This window comes from Pirellulales bacterium (assembly GCA_033762255.1).
In the GTDB taxonomy this organism is placed as follows: Bacteria; Planctomycetota; Planctomycetia; order Pirellulales; family JALHPA01; genus JANRLT01.
Map to the genome: position 1 here is coordinate 44,382 of JANRLT010000030.1, position 16,699 is coordinate 61,080.

Annotated in this window: 13 protein-coding genes; 6 read left to right on the forward strand and 7 right to left on the reverse strand. The window is 56.3% G+C overall.

All coding sequences use genetic code 11. From position 1 onward, the window contains the following. Positions 1 to 71: 71 nt before the first annotated feature. Together SFX18_09340 and SFX18_09345 are read left to right on the forward strand one after the other, a co-directional pair. Positions 72 to 1,004 (forward strand): aldo/keto reductase, encoded by a 933-nt coding sequence (locus tag SFX18_09340; GenBank protein ID MDX1963345.1) that lies wholly within the window; start codon positions 72 to 74, stop codon positions 1,002 to 1,004. Between the two features lie 309 nt (positions 1,005 to 1,313). Beyond that, the gene (locus SFX18_09345; GenBank protein MDX1963346.1) at positions 1,314 to 2,342 is read left to right on the forward strand and encodes a zinc-binding alcohol dehydrogenase family protein; all 1,029 of its coding nucleotides are present in this window, start codon (positions 1,314 to 1,316) and stop codon (positions 2,340 to 2,342) included. Positions 2,343 to 2,462: 120 nt separating this feature from the next. Here SFX18_09345 and SFX18_09350 read toward each other — a convergent pair whose 3' ends face one another. Then, on the reverse strand, positions 2,463 to 2,738 hold the full coding sequence (locus SFX18_09350; GenBank protein ID MDX1963347.1) for a GlsB/YeaQ/YmgE family stress response membrane protein: 276 nt from the start codon (positions 2,736 to 2,738) through the stop codon (positions 2,463 to 2,465). A 186-nt stretch (positions 2,739 to 2,924) separates the two neighbouring features. Continuing rightward, positions 2,925 to 4,877 (reverse strand): glutamine--fructose-6-phosphate transaminase (isomerizing), encoded by a 1,953-nt coding sequence (gene glmS, locus SFX18_09355; GenBank protein MDX1963348.1) that lies wholly within the window; start codon positions 4,875 to 4,877, stop codon positions 2,925 to 2,927. A gap of 289 nt (positions 4,878 to 5,166) precedes the next feature. Between glmS and SFX18_09360 the strand changes: the two genes are divergently transcribed. Both SFX18_09360 and SFX18_09365 read left to right on the forward strand, forming a co-directional pair. Next, positions 5,167 to 6,024, forward strand: coding sequence for a 3-deoxy-manno-octulosonate cytidylyltransferase (locus SFX18_09360; GenBank protein MDX1963349.1), 858 nt, complete (start codon positions 5,167 to 5,169; stop codon positions 6,022 to 6,024). 205 nt (positions 6,025 to 6,229) lie between these two features. Beyond that, complete coding sequence (locus SFX18_09365) at positions 6,230 to 8,032, forward strand: peroxidase family protein (protein ID MDX1963350.1); 1,803 nt, start codon at positions 6,230 to 6,232, stop codon at positions 8,030 to 8,032. Positions 8,033 to 8,265: 233 nt separating this feature from the next. Here the strand turns inward: SFX18_09365 and argF are convergent, their stop codons facing one another. From argF to SFX18_09390, 5 genes are all read right to left on the reverse strand, one after another. Next, a complete protein-coding gene (gene argF, locus SFX18_09370) occupies positions 8,266 to 9,180 on the reverse strand; it encodes an ornithine carbamoyltransferase (GenBank protein ID MDX1963351.1) in 915 nt (304 codons plus the stop codon). A 227-nt stretch (positions 9,181 to 9,407) separates the two neighbouring features. Continuing rightward, positions 9,408 to 10,628 carry an aspartate aminotransferase family protein gene (locus SFX18_09375; GenBank protein ID MDX1963352.1) on the reverse strand — a complete coding sequence of 407 codons (1,221 nt, stop codon included), beginning with the start codon at positions 10,626 to 10,628 and terminating at the stop codon, positions 9,408 to 9,410. Between the two features lie 30 nt (positions 10,629 to 10,658). Further along, positions 10,659 to 11,576 carry an acetylglutamate kinase gene (gene argB / locus SFX18_09380; GenBank protein MDX1963353.1) on the reverse strand — a complete coding sequence of 306 codons (918 nt, stop codon included), beginning with the start codon at positions 11,574 to 11,576 and terminating at the stop codon, positions 10,659 to 10,661. Positions 11,577 to 11,715: 139 nt separating this feature from the next. Next, positions 11,716 to 12,570, reverse strand: a complete 855-nt coding sequence (locus SFX18_09385; GenBank protein MDX1963354.1) for a WbqC family protein — start codon at positions 12,568 to 12,570, stop codon at positions 11,716 to 11,718. 81 nt (positions 12,571 to 12,651) lie between these two features. Continuing rightward, positions 12,652 to 13,206: a GNAT family protein gene (locus tag SFX18_09390; protein MDX1963355.1), complete on the reverse strand. Its 555-nt coding sequence runs from the start codon at positions 13,204 to 13,206 to the stop codon at positions 12,652 to 12,654. Between the two features lie 306 nt (positions 13,207 to 13,512). Between SFX18_09390 and SFX18_09395 the strand changes: the two genes are divergently transcribed. After that, complete coding sequence (locus SFX18_09395) at positions 13,513 to 15,447, forward strand: hypothetical protein (protein MDX1963356.1); 1,935 nt, start codon at positions 13,513 to 13,515, stop codon at positions 15,445 to 15,447. A 148-nt stretch (positions 15,448 to 15,595) separates the two neighbouring features. Continuing rightward, positions 15,596 to 16,534 carry a polyphosphate kinase 2 family protein gene (locus SFX18_09400; GenBank protein MDX1963357.1) on the forward strand — a complete coding sequence of 313 codons (939 nt, stop codon included), beginning with the start codon at positions 15,596 to 15,598 and terminating at the stop codon, positions 16,532 to 16,534. The last annotated feature ends 165 nt before the right edge of the window (positions 16,535 to 16,699 follow it).

Below are 16,699 nucleotides of genomic sequence, written 5' to 3' on the forward strand. Positions count from 1 at the left end.
CCGTGCTTAAAAATTATCATTTTATCCCTTGCTGACGCGACGGGCTAATTGACAACTCACTAAAGGACCATATGCAACACCGCAAACTGGGACGTACCGACTTAAACCTGCCAATCCTGGGCTTTGGGGCATCTTCCCTGGGCCAGGAGTTTCGCAGCATCACCCTGACCGAAGCGCTCGATAGCGTGCGGGTCGCGCTGGATTGCGGAATCAACTTTATTGATACGTCCCCCTTTTATGGCCGGGGAATGAGCGAGGTGCTGCTGGGAATTGCCCTACGGGATGTCCCGCGCGACAGCTATATCCTGTGTAGCAAGCTGGGCAGGTACGATCTGGCTCATTTTGACTTTAGCACCCGCCGCGTGGCCGAAAGCGTCGATGTCAGCCTGCATCGGCTGGGGACGGACCACCTGGATATCATGCTCTGCCATGATATCGAGTTTGTCCCCCTGCCGCAAATCGTCGCCGAAACAATGCCCGCGCTGCGTAAAATTCAACAAGCGGGCAAAGTGCGGTACATCGGCTTTAGCGGCTACCCCCAAAAAATCTTTCGCACGATTTGCGACCAGGCGGATGTCGATTGCATTCTGTCTTACAACCAATACACGCTGCAAAACACGCGTTTGGCGGATGAATCGATTCCCTACCTGCAAAGCCGCGGCGTCGGCATCCTGAACGCGGGGCCGTTTTCCGCCCGTTTACTCACCAACGCCCCCCTCCCCGCGTGGCTTAAGGAACCAGAATCCGTCAAGGCCGCGGCCCGCCGCGCCGCCGAACTGTGCGCCGCCCGGGGAAGCGACATCGCCAAACTGGCCTTGCAGTTTGCTTGCGCAAATCCGGACATTGCCAGCACGATCGCCGGCAGCGCCAATCCCCACAATATCCGCAACTGGGCCAGTTGGCTGGCCGAACCCATTGATCAAGAGCTGTTGCGCGATGTGCAGGCCATTTTTGCCCCCGTCAAAAACATCGGCCATGTCGAGGGTTTGCCGGAGAATAATTGATTTACCCATCACGCTTTTTGTGTTGATTACGTGGGCCAAAGGCCCAACCTATCCCAGCCTAGGGCAAGCGCAGCGTCGCCCTAGGTAAATCGGAAATGAATAATGGCAGGGCCAACGGCCCGATTCATCCGTTATGACCATCTAATATAACCACTCGTCATCTGAGTAACGGGCTGAAGCCCGAACTACGCCCGTGATGTCGCTACTTTTGGATGACAAGTTACATAATCATTGACTCTGAATCATAAATCCCCAGATTCCTCTCACGGTCGAGGGGAATACAAACACTACATTCACCCCAATCCCTCCATGCTCGCTCTGCAACTCGCCCAGCCGCAACAGTGGCAACTGATCGACATTCCCACCCCCCCCACGCCTGGTCCAGGAGAAGCCCTCTTGCGCGTGCGCGCGGTTGGTATCTGCGGGACCGATATCGCCGGATACTTGGGCAAAATGCCGTTTTTTTCCTACCCACGCATCCCCGGGCATGAGCTGGGTGTGACAGTCATGGCCGTGGGAGAGGGAGTCGCCAATGTCCGCCCCGGGCAACTCTGCTCGGTCGAGCCGTACTTGAATTGCCAGAAATGCTACGCCTGCCGCCGCGGTTATACCAATTGCTGCGAGACTAACCAAACGCTGGGCGTGATGTGCGACGGTGGCCTAACCAGCCAGATTATTCTTCCCGCGCGAAAGCTGCACCCCGCGGAAGCGCTCTCGCCCGAGCAGTGTGCCCTGGTCGAGACGTTGGCGATCGGCTGCCATGCGGTCGATCGGGGGGGAGCGCAACCCGGGCAAAACGTACTGCTACTGGGGGCGGGGCCAATTGGCCTGGCCGCGCTCGAGTTTGTCAAGCTTTCCGGCGCACGGCCCATCGTCATGGACCTGAGCCCGAATCGGCTCGATTTTGTCCGCCAACACATGGGTGTGGCGGATACGATTTTGGCCCAGGGGACCGAGGCTGACAGTGCGGCTGTGGCGGAGTTAACCAATGGTCAACTGGCCGACGTGGTCATTGATGCAACGGGAAGCCACCTGTCGATGGCACGGGCGCTGGAATTTGCGGCATTTGCCGGAAAAATTGTGTATGTGGGGATCACCCAGCAGACGCTGGCGATCCCCCATCCGCCGCATTTGCACCGGCGAGAGTTATCGATTTTGGCCAGTCGCAACGCCCCGAGCCGCGACTTTCCGCGGATCATCGATTTAATCGCCGCGGGAAAAATTGACACCCGCCCCTGGATCACACACCGGGCGGCATTTATGCAAATACCGGAAGTTTTTGCAAGCTGGCTGGATCCCGGTGCGGGGGTGATCAAGGCCGTGGTGGAGATGGAATAGCGAGGGTGGCGGCGGCCAGCTTTCAACATCTTGGCCTTACCTACAGAGGCATTCTGATGGGGTGCAGGGGAGCGGAGGGGCAGGGGTGATCAAGAAAGGAAATTCTCAATAGCGTTTTTACTACAACCTGCTGGTTGTCCGTCGTTCGTACGCGCCATACAGGGCCAGCAAAATTAACGCCCCGATGGTGGACGCTATAAAGCCGCCCGTTTGAAAACCGGGTTCGCGCGGATCGGTGCCAAAAATCATCGAAGCCAAAAATCCGCCAACAATCGAGCCTAATAACCCCAGCATGATGGTCATCACCCAGCCCATGGGCTGATTTCCGGGCATGATAAGGCGAGCTAGCAGTCCGGCGACCAATCCGATCACAATCCACCACATAAAAGCCAGCATGGGAACCTCTGTTAGCTAAATTTTGCCGTAGAAAATACCTTGGACAAATTCAGCAAACCGTGTGCCAAGCTTTTGATAGGACAGATTTTACAGGAAAGGAATTGATTTAAGGCCGTAAGTTATATTACGTCCGCTAGTTTTTTAGCAGGAATTGGCGATAAAAAATAGGTACCTAACCCCCCGCCCTTACTCCACCGTTACGCTCTTGGCCAAATTGCGCGGTTTATCCACGTCGCAGCCCCGCAATAGCGCGATGTGATACGCCAGCAGTTGTAGCGGCACGATCGAGACGATCGGCTGCAAAAATTCCTCGACCGCCGGCACGCGAATCACATCGTCCGCCAGGTGTTCCACCCGGTCGTCATCGTTGTCCACCACCGCGATTACCGGCCCCCCCCGGGCCTTGATCTCTTCCAGGTTGGACATCACCTTATCATAGACAAACCCCTTTGGCATGAGAAACACACTGGGCGTGAACTCATCGACCAGGGCGATGGGTCCGTGCTTCATTTCCGCGGCGGGGTACCCCTCGGCATGGAGATAGCTAATTTCCTTGAGCTTGAGCGCGCCTTCCAGGGCCGTGGGAAAATTGTAATTCCGACCCAAATACAAAAAGTTCCGGCATTCGCAGTATTTTTCGGCGATTTTTGCCACAAGATCGTTGCATTCCAGCGTCTCGGCAACTAGTTCCGGCAGCCGGCGCAGTTGTTCGATGATGCGCTGCCCTGCTCCAAAGCTCAGATGCCGCAACCGGCCCAAGTGCAGCGCCAGCATGGCCAGCGTGATTACTTGCGAGGTAAATGCCTTGGTGCTAGCCACGCCAATCTCTGGCCCGGCGTGCAGGTAAATCCCGCCATCGCATTCGCGGGCGATGGTGCTTCCCACGACATTGCAAATGGCCATCGTGGGGTGCCCCTTGCGTTTGAATTCCCGCAGGGCCGCCAGCGTGTCCGCCGTCTCCCCGGATTGGGTAATAGCAAACAGTAGCGTGTCCTTATCGACCGGTGGATTGCGGTACCGCAGTTCGCTGGCGTATTCCACTTCGACGGGCAGGCGGGCCAGCTCCTCAATCAGGTATTCCCCCACCAGCGCCGCGTGCCAGCTTGTTCCGCAACCGGTCAGAATGATGCGGTTTACGCTGCGCAATTGTTGTGGCTTGAGATTTAGCCCGCCAAAGACGCTGGTCGCCTCGTCCACGCTCAAGCGGCCCCTCATGGCGTTTTGCAAGGTTTCCGGCTGCTCAAAAATCTCCTTGAGCATGTAATGGCGATAGCCGTTGAGCTGGACCGAGCTGGCTTCTAGCTCCAACTGCTTCACATCAACCGCCACATGCCCCGTATCGCGATGGATCAAACGCAAGTGATCGGCGGTGACCACCGCCAATTCATGATCGCTCAGGTAAACAATTTTATCGGTGTGGCCGACCAGCGGAGCGGCATCGCTAGCGATAAAATGCTCGCCATCTCCCACGCCCACGACTAGGGGGCTTCCCAGGCGGGCGGCAAAGATCACTTCGGGATAATCGCGAAACATGATCGCCAGGCCGTAGGTCCCCTGAAGCTTGGCCAGGGCGGCGCTAATCGCCCGAATAAGATGCGCGTAGGGGTCGGCGTGATCGCCTTTCTTAGCGCCATTATTATTGTTATGCGAGTTATTCTCCGCGGGCGCCAGGCCATTTTGTTTGCCATTGGCGGGCAAATGCGCGGCCTCGCACCCTTGTTCCCGCAGGTAGCTATCGATCAGATGCGCGACCACCTCTGTATCCGTGGCCGAGCGAAAGACATACCCCTGCGCCTCGAGCTGCGTCTTTAACGCGCGGAAATTTTCGATCACGCCGTTATGGCACAGCACCAGGACATCGTCGCCTCCCCAGTGGGGGTGGCTGTTGACATCGTTGGGCACGCCGTGCGTCGCCCAGCGGGTGTGGCCAATCCCCACGCTCCCCGTGGCGGGGGTCTGAGCTAGCTTTTTGGCCAGATTATCGATCCGCCCCACGGACTTGACCACTTGCAGACGGCCCCCCGGAGCGATGGTTGCCACGCCAGAGCTGTCATAGCCGCGATACTCCAACCGCCGCAGCCCTTCCACCAGGATTTCTTGTGCCGTACGAAAGCCCACATAACCGACGATGCCACACATGCGATTACCTAGTCCGCAAAGAATTTTGTTAATCCATCAGGGAGATGTCCCACCCACGGTCCAGCCCCGACATCCGTGGGCGAATCACACTCACCCAATACCATAGCATTTTCTGTGGTTTTTCCGAGAGACCGGAAAAACCGGAGAAAAAAATCGTGACGAAATCAAGCGAGTCGCTAGTGCTGTTAATACGCCTGATACCGTAAAATGTTCGGCATAATTGGTAAGATCGGCACCATTGCGCTGATCGCGCCCCATACGCACATCAAAACTTTACAAAATACGCATGATGCCCGCGAATCACTCCCACTCCAGCTATGTGGTCATTCCCGCGCGGCTGGCCTCAACCCGCCTGCCGCGAAAATTATTATTGTCCGCTACAGGAAAGACGCTGCTTCAGCATACGTACGAAGCGGCCCTCCAAGCGAAATTGCCAGTCGGCATTTGCATCGCCGCCGATCACGAGGATATTGCCGCCGCGGCGCGTGGGTTTGGGGCGCGGGTCATCATGACCAGCCCTGCCTGTGCTAGCGGAACGGATCGCCTGGCGGAGGTTGCGCCACAACTGGCGGGGGTGGATTTGATCGTCAATGTTCAAGGGGACGAGCCGGAACTAAGTGGCGCGACCATCGACGCGGCGATCAAACTGCTGACAAATTCCCCGCAAGCACAAATGGCCACGCTAGGGACGCCGATCCACGAGCGTGAAAAACTGCACGACCCGGCGTGTGTAAAAGTGGTCTGGCGAAGGGATGATTTCACGAACGGAACTTTAGGAAGTGATAAGGCGGCCGGAACTGTGTCCAGTTCCGCTACGGCAAGTTTTTTGGCCACTGGGACCGCGCTCTATTTTAGCCGGTCGGCTATTCCCCACGCCCGCGACTGGCGGGACGACCTGCTAACAGCGGAACCGGCGCACTTTTACCAGCATCTTGGCTTATATGTGTACCGGCGGGAATTTTTGCCGCTGTTTGCCGGTCTGCCGCGGACGCCACTCGAAAAATTGGAAAATCTGGAACAGTTACGCGTATTGGAACATGGCCACCAAATCCGCATCGGCATTGTAGAGGAACCAACGGTGGGCATAGACACACCGGCGGATTACGCGGCCTTTGTCAAGCGCTATGCGGAGAGAGAATCGCAGTGACGCTGAAGCCACAGCGGACAGGGGCGGCACCGTGCCCCTCATTTCTGCGTCCGTAACACAGGACCAAGGCGTGCCTCTTTTGCGCGTGCGTTCTCGCACATTTGCAATTTGACTTCGCGCGATTTTCCATTTAGAGTCAATAGAGACTGCACGCCTCTAAAATTCTACTGCGATGATGCCCAGCAGGCTCCCATTTATGCAAATCGTGTCCAACCGTATTCTGGCAGGGGGATGTTTTGTCATCTGGCTGGGGTTTATTGGTTTTTCGCAACCTCTGTGTGCCGAATACCGCAGCCTGGACGGATCAGCCAATAACTTGAACATCACCGCGCAGGGCGCGGCTAATACGCCGATTATCCGGTTTCAATACGCGGCCTTTTATCCCGGGGATGGCCGCGGCACCACCATGCTGCAACCCCCCGCGGCGCCCAATCCCCGCGCGCTCAGCAACTCATTTGCCCAGGCTTTTGCCGATCGCGTGGATTCCCGGGGCCTGTTGGAAAATTCCCGCAATCTGAGTGACTATATTTGGCAGTGGGGCCAGTTTCTCACGCATGACCTGGACTTGTCTACGCAATCCGCCGCCAATGGCGTCAATCCCATCGCCGTGCCCACTGGCGACCCGCAGTTTGATCCGTTGCATACCGGGACGCAAATCATCCCGTTCACGCGTTCCGATTTTGTCATCAGTCCCGCGACACAAATTCGCGAGCAACTCAACCGCGTGACCAGCTACATCGATGCCTCACAGGTGTATGGCTCTGACGCCACGCGCGCGCGGGCGCTGCGTACCTTAAACGACGGCAAATTGCTCACCAGCGCGGGAAATTTGCCCGGATTTAACACCGGTGGGTTCCTCAACGACAATAACAATCCCTCGCTGACCGCCGATCAGCTTTTTTTCACGGGCGACGTCCGCGCAAACGAGCAAGTGGGCCTGACCGCATTGCATACAGTTTTTTTGCGGGAGCATAACCGCCTGGCCGATCTCATTGCCGCGCGGCAAGCGGCCAGCCTGCCCGCCGATCCCATCGCTCGGGATGAAGAGATTTACCAGCGCGCGCGACGGATTGTCGGGGCCGAGATGCAAATCATCACCTATCGGGAATTCTTGCCCGCGCTCATGGGCCAATTCGCCCCCCGCGCCGAAAGTTACTCTTATCTCGATTTTATTGACGCCTCGGTTACGCAAACTTTTTCGCATGCCCTGTTCCGCATTGGCCACAGCCAGAACTCCCCCACCATTCAACTCGTCAATGGCAATGGCCAAATCATCGATTCGCTCTCGCTGCGCGATGGGTTCTTTAACCCCGCGCTGCTGAGGGACAATCCCGATCATGTCAACCAAATTCTCCGCGGACTGGCCGTGCAACGCGCCCAGGCTACGGACCTGCATTATGTCGAGGAATTGCGCAGCTTTCTCTTTGGGCCACCGGGAGCCGGCGGACTGGATCTATTGGCGCTGGATATTCAGCGCGGTCGCGACCATGGCCTGCCTAGCTATAACCAAAGTCTGCTGGCCTACGCGGGGGACTTTCGCGCGACCGTGCAACAGATCACGCCCGATGTCGAACTTCAAGCCGTGCTGACGGACCTGTACGACATTGACATCGATCCCAACAACATCGGTAATATCGACTTGATCGTGGGTGCCCTAGCCGAGCCGCAATTCTTTGGCGAATTGGGCCAAAGCGCGTTTATCGTGATTGATAATCAGTTTCGCCGCTTGCGCGACGGGGACCGCTTTTTTTACCTGGGAGAAGCCGCCGGGCTGTATGACAACATCAACGGAGAATACGCCCTCCGTTCCGAAATTCGGGATCTGCTCGATCTTGATCAACTGACCTTATCGCGGGTGATCAAGTGGAATACGGATATTGGCTATCTGCCCGAGAATGTTTTCTTTGCCGGCCCCGTCCCGGAACCGAGCGGTCTGGTGATGATCGGGCTGTCAGGTGCGGGAGCGTTTTGGTTTTTGCGATATCGCAAACGGGCCGGCGGGGTCTAACGTGCCATCCGCAACCGGGATATGCCATTCCCTGACGATGGCCATGCTCGAATTCATGTTAGACCAATCACAAGTCATCAGTGGACGGAACTTCGTAGTTGGCAACTAATCGTAGGCGAGAGTCCCGCGGCAGAGATGAACGTCTGAAATCGATAGCATCCCCACGGTGATAACGGTATCAAACCGCGTGCTAGCGCCCCGGGTTCATCCGCAAACAAATCGTTGACAGAGAGCTAGCCCCGGCTTAGGAGCCACGCCAAGATCCCCTTTTGCACATGCAGTCGGTTTCCCGCCTGCTGGACAACGATGCTGCGGGGGCCGTCGATCACCTCGTCAGTTACTTCCTCACCCCGATGGGCGGGGAGGCAATGCATAAAATAGGCCTCGGGGGCGGCTTGCAGTAGGGCCGCATTCACCTGGTACGCGGCAAAATCCGCGCGTCGCTGGGTGGATTCGGCCTCTTGGCCCATGCTAGTCCAGACATCGGTGTACACGGCCGCAGCGCCCCGGACCGCAGAGCGGGGATCAGTGGTGACGGTTATATCCAGGCCGGGAATCAATCTTCGCAATTTAGTCAGTTCCTCCGGGGCAAACTGGTAGTTAGAGGGCGTCGCCATGACAAATTTGACCCCCAGGTATCCGCACAGTTCCAGTAAACTGCGGGCGACGTTATTGGCATCGCCAATATAAGTCAACCGCTGCCCTGCTAGCGGGCCGACCAGTTCCTGCAACGTGTACAAATCCGCCAAGGCCTGACACGGATGGCACAAGTCAGTCAGGCCGTTGATCACCGCGCAGGCGGAGTGCCGTGCTAGTTCTTCTACGGTTTTGTGGGCCTTGGCCCGCACGACGATCACATCTACAAACTGGCTAAGCACGCGGCCAAAGTCTGCCAGTGATTCGCGCTGTGAATTGAATCCCGAATCCTCGGTTAAAAACAGACTTCCCCCGCCTAACTGGATCATGCCGCTTTCAAAGCTGACACGCGTCCGCAACGACGGCTTTTCAAAGAGCAGAGCCATGACCCGACCAGGCAGCAACGGCTCGCGCAAGCCCTCGGCGTGTTTGCTTTTGAGATCGCGAGTGATGGAAAAGATCGCTTCCACCTCCGCGGGGCGCAAGTCCGTGATCGAGAGCAAATGTCGCATGAATGTATTTTGTGATTGGTGTAAGATTAGCCGCGACACAAGATCCTTCTTGCTGGTCAACCATCAAAGTCGCAAAATCAGGCTACTTTCCCCGTAAAATTTTGTTTAAACGCGACGGCGGATTCCCCGCAGGCAAGGTACTAGGGGAGCTACCCAAAATCCGCGTATTGTTTATCAGTTTAATATGCACGCGGGAACGCTGGATTCTTCTCCGGCTAAAAAAATTCTTAGGGACTCAATTTACCCGCATCCGCTAGCTTTAGCGCTGCCGACATAATTTCGATCCCTTGGCGGGCCTGCTCCTGGGACAAATTCATGGCCGGAAGCAACCGCAGCACGTTACCCTGGGTGCAGTTGATCAGCAAATTGCGTTCAAGGCACGCCTTGACCAAGGGAGCCCCTTCGATGGTCAATTCGATGCCGATCATCACGCCCCGCACCCGGACCCCCTTGATAATGGCGCATTCCTGTTGCAAGGAGGTAAATTCGTCCAGAAACAAATCCCCCAGCGCCTTGGCCTGGTCGAGCAGATTTTCGTCCTCAATCATTTGCAAAGCGGCGATTCCCGCGCGGGCGGCCAGGGGATTTCCACCAAAAGTCGCCGCGTGCATCCCCGGACGCAGGCTGGGGGCCAGCTCTTTTTTGCACAACAGCGCGCCACCGGCGATTCCGCCGCAAAGCGATTTGGCCAGGGTCATGACGTCGGGCGTAACGCCAAAATGCTGATAGGCAAACCATTCCCCCGTCCGCCCACAACCGGTTTGCACTTCGTCAAACATCAGTACCAAGCCCTGTTCATCACACAGCGCGCGTAGGCCGGGCAAAAAATCGCGATCGGGAATGTTAATTCCCCCCTCTCCTTGAATCGGCTCCACCAAAATCGCCGCGGTCTCGCCATCGACCAGCTTGCGCGTGGCCTCTAGGTCTCCAAACGGGGCATACACAAACCCCGGCAGCATCGGGCCTAGCCCTTCGTGGTATTTGGGTTGGGCTGTGGCGGTGACGGCCCCCATGGTCCGCCCATGAAATCCTCCGCGAAAGGTAATGATTTTGTACCGTTCCTTGGGCGTGTGCAGCCGGGCCAGTTTGATCGCGGCTTCGTTAGCTTCGGCCCCGGAGTTGCAAAAAAACGCCAGCCCGCCAAAACTGCGTTCCGACAGCGCCTTGGCCCATTCCCCCTGGGCTTCGGTATACCAGGTGTTGGGGACGTGAATCAACTCAGCCACTTGCTGTTGGACGGCCTGCACGACCGGTTCGGGGCAGTGGCCCAGCAGATTGCAGCCCCAGCCGGGAAAAAAGTCGAGGTAGCGGTTTCCCTCGGCATCCCAGACCCAGGAACCTTGCCCGCGGACCAGGGCCACGGGGTAGCGGTTGTAGTTGGGGACGACGTATTTTTGAAATAGCTCGACAATTTCGGCCGAACTAGCGGTAGCGGTCGCGGTGGCCATGCGGGAATTCCTGGGGAAAAAATAGCAACTTTAGGCCGGGTCTTGGAGAATTTCGGTGCCGACGCCGGTGTTGGTGTAAATTTCTAACAGCAGCGAATGACGGATACGCCCGTCAATAATATGAATTTTGCGGACCCCCTTATCCAGCGTGTCCAGGCAGCCTTCGACCTTGGGGATCATCCCGCTTTCGATCTGTCCGCTGCTGATCATGGCTCGGGCGTCGCTGGCGGTGAGGGTATGAATAAGCGAGGCGGGATCGTTTTTGTCACGGCGGACGCCGTTGACATCGCTCAAAAAAACCAGCTTTTCGGCTCCCAAGGCCTGGGCGACGGCAGTGGCCGCGGTGTCGGCGTTGACGTTGTACTTTTGCCCCGTGGCATCGATGCACATGGACGGGATCACCGGCACCTGCCCGGCGTAGCACAAATTGTCGATGGTGGTCCGGTCCACGCGGGTCACCCCCCCCACAAAGCCGAGGTCGATTTTTTCGCCGGGAGTATGTTGACCGTTTGTGTTGTTTTCCAGCCAGAGTTTTTCCCCAAAGAGCACATTGGTCGTGCGAAAGTTCAGGGGCATGGCCCGCCCGCCAAATTGTTCGATGCTGGCGGCAATTTGTTCGTTGGTTTGGTAGGCCAGGACCTGCTCGACGATTTCCAGCGTGGCGGCGTCGGTATAGCGCCGCCCCTGAATAAACCGGGGAACCAGCCCGGCGGCATCCATCGCCCGGCTAATCGCCGCCCCCCCACCATGTACCACAACAACCCGCATTCCCACGGTTTCGAGAAAGACGATATCGACCAGCAGATGGCGCAGGGCGTCGGGATTTTCCATGACGCTCCCCCCCAGCTTGATCACGGTAATTTTATCGCGAAATCTGCGAATCCAGCCCAGGGCCTCGATCAAGATGTCGGCTTTGTTAATCGCCTTTTGCTGGGTCGCAGTGGTCAATGGCGGATTCCCCCGAAAATGATGGGCCAAATGGCGTAAAAACACATTATTTTAATGTGTCAGGGAGGAAAGTCAATAAAACGGAGGGGCGGGAATATACCCCGTTAGAAAAGCCTGTGGCTTTGGGTATATTGCAAGTTTATGCTGCGGCCGCGTAGCCCGAGGATTTTGCTTCTGCGGGGACGCTCTCTCCCCAGATCGCTTCACCCGCGGCCGGCCCCAGCATCAATAGCAGGTCCAAAATGGACACTTGCCGGGCAAACGGCTCATACAGTTGCGGATATTCGGAATAGTGATAGTCCATGTACTCCAGCGTGATACTCGCCCTGGCCAAGGCCGCCTCATCCAGATAATCGCGAGCCGACGGGCCTGAAACATAATGCGTCGCCCCGACTTTTTGCAAGATTTTTATCAAACGTTCCGTCTTGGTTCCGGGAATGCCTAACTGGGAAGAACGTAAAAAACGGGTCCCTCGAATACCCAATTCCCGCGCTAGCGCGATCGTCAGATCAATGGTAAAATCCGCCAGCAGCGCGTCCCGCCTGTGATAAAACGGCGCCAGCAAATCACTATATCGCTGAAAAAAAGGGGCTTTGGAATAGGCGGCCTTGAGCGTTTCCCAATGCTGCCTGGCCCAATTGCGATCCCAGACAATGGGAATTTGATTGATGAGCCGACCCTGCGATACCGCCCCCTTAGCGGATACGGGGATGGTCAACCACAGCAGCCCTTGGGCGGTTTTGATCAAATTGCGGTTGCGCCAGCCATGTTTGTCGTACTGGACATCATCATAAAACACAAAAGTGTCCGCTTTTTGTATTTGATGAAAGTAACCCCGCCAAGGGATATACGATGGCTGTAAGATCACGCAGGTGTGCCGGGAAGCAACTGGCGTGGGATGGCAAGCTGGCGGCGCGCACGGGCTGGTGGCGGAGTTGCCGCCAGTCGATGGCTCACAAGTAGTGATCGCAAGCTCGCGAGAGTGGTGGGACATCCGTAATCGCTATAAAGGTGGCTTGTCGATCGCAACTAATGACAAATGTGGTAAATCCAGCTTGTTAACATCACAGCTTTTTTAGGCCGCTTTGCGGTTAAACTCGCGCCGCAAGAGGCCCATCACGACGGCATGGCATTTTTCCCCGCGCAGAACAAACTCTTCCCTTAGCAGGCCTTCGGCCAAAAATCCCGCGCGGCGATAAGCGGCAATCGCCCGCGCATTATGTTGGTGCACGGTCAGCCAAACCTTATTGAGGTTCAAGACGGTAAACGCTTGATCGGCGGCCAGTCGAACAGCCTGTTGACCGATACCCTTTCCCCGGGCTTCAGGCTCGCCAATGTAAATCGAAAGGCGGGCTGTTCCTAAATGCCTGTCAATCCGATCCAAGATCACATTTCCCACATGCGCGCCAGCGGCGGTAATCGCCCAGACGGCCATGTCCGGATCGGCGGTGGTCCGTTCTATCCAGGCCACGGTTTTTTCCAGCGAGGGTTCGCTGCGCAGGCCCACGTTATCGGCCACGTCCGGATCGCGCATCCACTGCAGCATGGCGGGAGCGGCGGCGACCGTAAGGGGCCGCAAACAAATTTGGGGAACGGTCGGCGGGGACATCGCGGAAAAAATCTTGGGCAAAAGTAAAGGGGGCAACGCTGAGCGTGGGCCAGATTATCGGCAGAGCGTCCCCGGGGAGCAAGAGCGAATCAGTCAATTAAGATTGGCAAATTAAAAATAGGCGAAGTCGTTGCTAGCATGTTTAGCAACTTCAGCCAGGGGAGAGAATCATCCTTTCAGTTAGCCTAGGTCCCGATGGGGATGGCTTGATCTTGGGCAAAATCCCCCCCTGGGTTACATTTAGCTTCGATTTTCTCCGTTCCCGGATGATGGCCGCGCAATCGTGAGGCACGGGTTGTTCATTATTATTGCCAGCAGGACCAGGCTATGCCTCCATTTGTAACCCTGTTTCGCCGGTGGGAACTATATCTTGTGGAGCTACCGCGGCGCTTTGCCATTTTGCCCGCGTTGATGATGATCGGCGTCACTTACCTGGTGCAACTGCTGTTGTTTTGCTCGACGTACGAGACCAATGACGATGCCGTCATGAATCTCTTTGCCGCGGGGCAGGGACTGGCCACCGCGCCGGACGAGCATCTGGTCTTTACGCATCCTTGGATTGGCCACCTCCTAAAATTCCTCTACACTTGGCTGCCGCAATTTCCCTGGTATGGTTGGTACCTAATGGCGACACAAATCGCCGCCCATACCGCGCTGGCTAGCGTATTACTGACTGGAAATTCGCGGCGGCGGGCCTATGTGGCATTGGCCGTCTGGCAGTGGACGGTCGGCCTGCATCTGTTGACGCATTTGCAGTTTACCACCACCGCCGCGTTGGCCGGGCTAGCCGGCGTGCTGCTGGTCTGGACGGGACTGGGCCGGATCCAGAAATATCTTGCTCCCAAAATTCCCCCGCAACCACTTTCGTCGCCAGATCATCGAGCGCAGGACATCGCGACGAATTTTGCCAAAAGCGGTTTTTCCCCCGTTGCGGTTGTTTTATATGACGCGCTCCCCTGGCTGGCCGCTGGATGGCTTTTTTGGTGTTGGGCCGTGATGATTCGCTGGTACACCCTAGAGATGTGGGTGGTGCTGGCCGCGCCTGTGGTGGCCTGCTGGCTGCTAATCCAACGCGCACGCCCAACCACCTGGGCCGTGGCGGCGGCAGTTGGAGTGTTATTTGGCGGGAGTGGCGTTGCGTTGCGGCAAATCCATATCGACTATTACCACAATGACCCCGCCTGGGCGGGATTTTTTGAGTACAACGAACTGCGGGCACAATTTAATGATTTGCTGGCCGTGCGTTATACCCCCGAATCGGCGGCCAGCTTTCATGACGCGGGGTGGAGTTTGAATGACCTGAATATGATTGTGACCTGGTGTTATGATGATCCGCGGGTCTTTTCCACTGAGAAACTACGGCAAATTTATCACAGCCGCAATTGGCAGGTTGAACGGTTGGGTTTGCCAGATTTGCCAAGATCGTTAGAACCATTATGGCTCGATCGACGGATCTGGACGCTAGTGGTGTTGCTAGCGGGCGTATTGGTATTTTTGGCCTGGGAGGACCAGCAACGGTTGTTGACGGCGCTGGCGGCGATTGTGGTGGCGGGAGCTTTGATCGGGGGACTGACACTTTTGCGCAAGACGCCTCCGCGACGGGTCTATTACCCGATAGCCGTTTGGCCGCTGGCTGCGGCGGGATGGCTGGCATCACGACGCAAAGCAACGGATGATTTACAAACAGAGGGCGTGGGGACACAATTTGGCACCCCGTTGACAAAGGCCGGAACTGCCAATGCTGGTTGGGCACCATGGCTAGCGGGGGGGGCCGCGACGCTCTGGCTGGCGGGGGCTATCTTGCCCGAGGTCTACCAGCAATACGCGTATAGCCGGCGGCAACTGGATTTATCTCGCGAGTTCAAAAACGACCTGGCGGCATTAAATTTTCAATCGGACCAGTTGTATGTGTTTTGGGGGGCGCAGGTGCCGCTGGATTTATTGCGGCCGACGGACAATCTGCAATGGCTAGGAAATTTACGAGCGATCATGCTGGGCTGGTCGCAACAGACCCCTTTGCATGCACAAATGAAAGCAAAATTTGGAGTAAAGAATTTACTCGCGGAATGGACGGACCACCCCCAGGTGCGTGTAATTTGTTATCCTACATGCTGCGAGTTATTCGCAAATTACGCCTGGCAGCATGATCGCCAGGCGGTGGGATATCGCCCACTGGCGGATTTTCGGGGAAATATCATTGTACGGTTTGAAACCGTGCGAGAGGTGACTGACAAACCCGTGGATTATCAACCCCCCCGGTAATTTTTAGTACCTCCTCGCAACAAATTCCTCCCACTTCCGGGGGCGCGCCGCGGCGTGACCCCCCCTACCCTGTGTCTGTCGCCTATCATCTCCTGCCTCCCGACTCTATTCTCTCAACTCCAGTCTCGAATCTTCCGTCTCCCTACCCATGTTCCTCCTGCCCGATAAGTTGATCAACCGTTTTCGCGCCGCTGGCCAAGAAAAGTTCCGGCTGCGGGATTATGTCACAGAGTTGCCTGCGGAACGGATCGCCAAAGAACTGGGCCCCGAAGCGATCGCCGATAAAGGTGAAAAACTACTGGAGACAAGTCGGCAGCGGCTAAGCAAAGCCCAGGAGTTATTGTATGCCGCCGACAGCTATGCGGTGCTGTTGATCTTTCAGGCGTTGGATGCCGCGGGGAAGGATGGCACGATCAAGCACGTCATGTCGGGCGTAAATCCCCAAGGCTGCCAGGTGACCAGTTTTAAGCAGCCGTCGCATTTAGAGCTAGATCACGATTTTTTGTGGCGGTGCAACGCGGCCCTGCCCGAACGGGGGCGAATCGGCATATTTAACCGTTCTTATTATGAAGAGGTATTGGTGGTGCGGGTTCACCCCGAATTATTGGCCAATCAAAAACTTCCGCCCCCGGCGCAGGGACAAAAACCGTCTTCCGGAAAACGGGAAGAATCGTTCTGGCGCGAACGGTATGATTCCATTAATAATTTTGAACGGCATTTAACCAATAACGGCACGGTGATTCTTAAATTCTTTTTGTATTTGTCCAAATCGGAACAAAAACGCCGCTTCCTGGAACGCCTGGACGAACCACACAAAAATTGGAAATTTTCGGCGGGAGATTTGGTTGAGCGGGGGCGTTGGGATGATTATTTGTCAGCTTATGAAAAAGCCATAGCCGCCACCAGCAGCGAATATGCTCCCTGGTATGTCATCCCCGCCGATACTAAATGGCTGATGCGCGTGCTGGTGGCCGATATCGTCGCTAGCACCATTCACGGCCTGAATCTCAGTTATCCGCAATTAACCCCGGCGGAATTGGCTAAATTTGCCGAGTACCGGCAGCAGTTATTGAGCGAGCCGGAATAACAAAAGGGTTCATTTATAGAAGAGCTAGTACAGCCGGATTTTATCACGGAGTAGCAGAGCAATTCACGGAGCGGCACGGAGACGGGCCAAAAAGACTAGAACACAGATTTTGCGGATCGGACTGTTTTTCACGGATCAGCGATTTGAAATGCGGTCCAATGGCGT

What these genes read in the sequence shown, in the direction of transcription:
- glmS (MDX1963348.1), bottom strand. Translation starts at nt 4,877, where the DNA reads ATGTGTGGCATCGTCGGTTATGTGGGCTTTCGTACGGCACAAGAAATC.
- SFX18_09360 (MDX1963349.1), top strand. Translation starts at nt 5,167, where the DNA reads ATGCCCGCGAATCACTCCCACTCCAGCTATGTGGTCATTCCCGCGCGG.
- SFX18_09395 (MDX1963356.1), top strand. Translation starts at nt 13,513, where the DNA reads ATGCCTCCATTTGTAACCCTGTTTCGCCGGTGGGAACTATATCTTGTG.
- SFX18_09400 (MDX1963357.1), top strand. Translation starts at nt 15,596, where the DNA reads ATGTTCCTCCTGCCCGATAAGTTGATCAACCGTTTTCGCGCCGCTGGC.
- SFX18_09350 (MDX1963347.1), bottom strand. Translation starts at nt 2,738, where the DNA reads ATGCTGGCTTTTATGTGGTGGATTGTGATCGGATTGGTCGCCGGACTG.
- SFX18_09340 (MDX1963345.1), top strand. Translation starts at nt 72, where the DNA reads ATGCAACACCGCAAACTGGGACGTACCGACTTAAACCTGCCAATCCTG.
- argF (MDX1963351.1), bottom strand. Translation starts at nt 9,180, where the DNA reads ATGCGACATTTGCTCTCGATCACGGACTTGCGCCCCGCGGAGGTGGAA.
- SFX18_09385 (MDX1963354.1), bottom strand. Translation starts at nt 12,570, where the DNA reads ATGTCCCACCACTCTCGCGAGCTTGCGATCACTACTTGTGAGCCATCG.
- SFX18_09345 (MDX1963346.1), top strand. Translation starts at nt 1,314, where the DNA reads ATGCTCGCTCTGCAACTCGCCCAGCCGCAACAGTGGCAACTGATCGAC.
- SFX18_09375 (MDX1963352.1), bottom strand. Translation starts at nt 10,628, where the DNA reads ATGGCCACCGCGACCGCTACCGCTAGTTCGGCCGAAATTGTCGAGCTA.